We start from the raw sequence: 2,647 nt of genomic DNA, 5'->3' as shown, positions 1-2,647 counted from the left end.
GCTCTATCGCCTATCACATGAAGGCGGCCCGCTTTCCGGCTTACAAGGACCTTTCCGGCTTCGACTTTGCCGCCAGCGAGATCCGTGAAGCCTTAGTCAGACAACTCCATCGTTGTGAGTTCATGGACGCGGCCGAGAATGTGGTGCTGATCGGAGGTCCGGGAACAGGGAAATCGCATGTTGCAACCGCCCTTGGCATTCAGGCCATCGAGCATCACCGTAAGCGCGTCCGCTTCTTCTCGACGGTTGAACTGGTCAACGCACTGGAGCAGGAAAAGGCCCAAGGCAAGGCCGGGAAGATCGCTGAGGCGCTGGTCAAAACCGACTTGGTGATCCTGGATGAGCTGGGATATCTGCCGTTCAGCGCCTCCGGCGGCGCGTTGCTCTTCCATCTTCTGAGCAAGCTGTATGAACGCACCAGCGTCATCATCACCACCAACCTGAGCTTCAGTGAATGGGCCAGCGTCTTTGGCGATGCCAAAATGACCACAGCACTGCTCGATCGTCTCACACATCGCTGCCACATCCTCGAGACCGGCAATGACAGCTACCGCTTCAAGGCCAGCTCCGAAACAGCGAAGAAAAAGCGAAAGGAGGCAACAGCATTGACGCCATCATAACCAGCAGATCATAACGGCTGGGTGGGTCAGATCTCGATGAAAATGCCGGGTCAGTTCTCAATGACAATCAACAATCAAAGGCCCAATGCGCAACTTGTGGGGAATTGAGGGTGTGGAGGTTGCACGCAAGTCCCACGCACGCATTTACGAGTTTCGGTTTCTGCCGGGGGCGCCTTAGGACAACGATGAGCCATGTCAATGGGTATGACAATGGCCATGACGAGCCGCTTTGCGTTGCCTTGGAGCGTTGCACGAAAACCGCCGTGCGCGCGCAGAGGGGGGGGCAATGTCACGCAAAGTCAGGCCAAAGTCATAGGCAATGTCAGACTTAACATAATGTTTTAATACAAAAAAATATAAACCATGACGAAATGACGGAGCCTATTCTTAATAAGTAGAGAAAAGAGAGGATAAAGGGGGAAAGAGGCCAAAACAGGCAAAAAAGCAGAGCAATACAGACATAAATAGAGATTGCTTCATTTGCTTTGTCATTCTGTCATAAGCCGTGCCCGAACGGCGGTTTTTGAGCCGCCGGACGCGGACCTCGGACGTCACGTCCGCGTCCACGTCCGGTAGAACCAAATTGATTTGTTAGTTCCTTTGCGGACGCGCGTCGCGTCCAAGACAGAAAACTCTGCGAAGGGGGAAACCCCAATTTAAGGACAGGTCGCAGGGCTGTCCGTGTGCGAACTAAAGCGCCTCGCCAGCGCACCGGACGTTAAACCATGCGCGTCGTCCAACGCATTCACCCCGGCAAGAGGTTTCCTCTGCCGTCCATGCCACACCTATTCAAACAGGTGACCCAATGCCACAGGCACTTATGCACCGCTATAGCGGCCCGCTTCCTGACCTAAATCGCATCTATCCGACTGACCTTTGCGTCAACTCGGACGCGCAATGGTTGAACGATAACCCAGAGAATGTCGCCCGCATCCGGCTCTTTCGAGACGACACCCGCCGCGAAAAGCGCGTGTTGCTTCTGGTCGTGCGACTGTTCGACATAACGCTCCCCGAAGGCTTTCAGGTGGCCTATTTTGAGGCCCATTCAGCCCACCTGACTTCGGACGCCCTCAAGGCGTGGGAAACCCACCCCACGATCCTAAACGCAAACGAACTCGCCATGTCGGTCATTGCCGCAGACGCAGAAGCCGAAGGCGGTTTTGCCATGTCAATTCTGCGCTTTGTGACCATCGCAGACCTTTCGGAACTCCCAGCCCATTGGCGGGCGCAATTCAAGCCAATGCCACCCGAACGCGCAAACCGCGAACACCACCAACTCCGACGCTCGAAAACAACAGAAGGAACACCCAATGAATAGTACTTTGACCACATCGAAAGTCGCCGCCGAATACAAACGCAACACCGCCCATGTTTATGACATCAGCTTCAAATACCCAGACGAAGCCTATGAGGGACTTGATCTCCGCAATGACGCTGATTGGCTGCGCAGCAACCCAAAGCGCCTTGGGCGGGTCTGGTTGTTTGCGGAAAGACCATCCGGCAAGGGCAAACCGATTTTGATCCTGTCTTTCCGAGTTGCTGATCCTGACGCCCCCGGCGGCTGGATCGTGGGGCACCACATCGCGGACGCCGGAAGCCGCCTAAAAAGGGAAGCCTTTACGCACATCCCAGCCTTTACCGCATGGAAGCGAAACCCCAGCCCGGACATAGAAGACACTTTGATCTACGAAACGCTTTGGCGCGATGCCAAGCGCGTCGGAGGGGCGGTTGAGACGCAAGCACGGTTTCTGCTTTTGCCTGTGTCCGAGTAACGCCTTGCGCGGGCTGTTCTAGGCCCGCGCAAGCGCCCTATACCAGTGCCCCCAGCGCCGTTGTGCGTTTGGATCGTCGGGCGCATCCGCAACGCCCTTCAAGGCCCGCAGGAAGGCCAACCTATCCGCTTCCCCCTCAATCGCCTGAAACATGCCTTGCACGGCGCTGTCAGCAGCCCAATAGACCGCCATAAGCGCCGCCAACTCGTCCGGCGTGTCTGGCCGCCTCCTTGGCCGCCCCAACGGCTTAGGCGC

General features: G+C 56.3%; 4 protein-coding genes. 3 read left to right on the top strand and 1 reads right to left on the bottom strand.

What is annotated here, in order from left to right; genetic code table 11:
• The 3 genes from istB to AKU79_RS01360 form a co-directional block, all read left to right on the top strand.
• On the top strand, nt 1-620 hold a 620-nt coding region (gene istB / locus AKU79_RS01370; protein WP_050521800.1), incomplete at its 5' end, for an IS21-like element helper ATPase IstB.
• Nucleotides 621-1,425: 805 nt separating this feature from the next.
• Nucleotides 1,426-1,938 (top strand): hypothetical protein, encoded by a 513-nt coding sequence (locus AKU79_RS01365; RefSeq protein WP_156209380.1) that lies wholly within the window; start codon nt 1,426-1,428, stop codon nt 1,936-1,938.
• The gene (locus AKU79_RS01360) at nt 1,931-2,392 is read left to right on the top strand and encodes a hypothetical protein (RefSeq protein WP_050521798.1); all 462 of its coding nucleotides are present in this window, start codon (nt 1,931-1,933) and stop codon (nt 2,390-2,392) included. Before AKU79_RS01365 ends, AKU79_RS01360 begins: the two co-directional genes overlap by 8 nt.
• Nucleotides 2,393-2,410: 18 nt before the next feature.
• Here AKU79_RS01360 and AKU79_RS01355 read toward each other — a convergent pair.
• On the bottom strand, nt 2,411-2,647 hold a 237-nt coding region (locus AKU79_RS01355; RefSeq protein ID WP_231580071.1), incomplete at its 5' end, for a hypothetical protein.

The organism is Pseudorhodobacter wandonensis, from assembly GCF_001202035.1.
GTDB classification, from domain to species: Bacteria; Pseudomonadota; Alphaproteobacteria; order Rhodobacterales; family Rhodobacteraceae; genus Pseudorhodobacter; species Pseudorhodobacter wandonensis.
The sequence above is the reverse complement of the archived record's forward strand: the minus strand, read 5'-3'. Positions and strand labels throughout refer to the sequence as shown.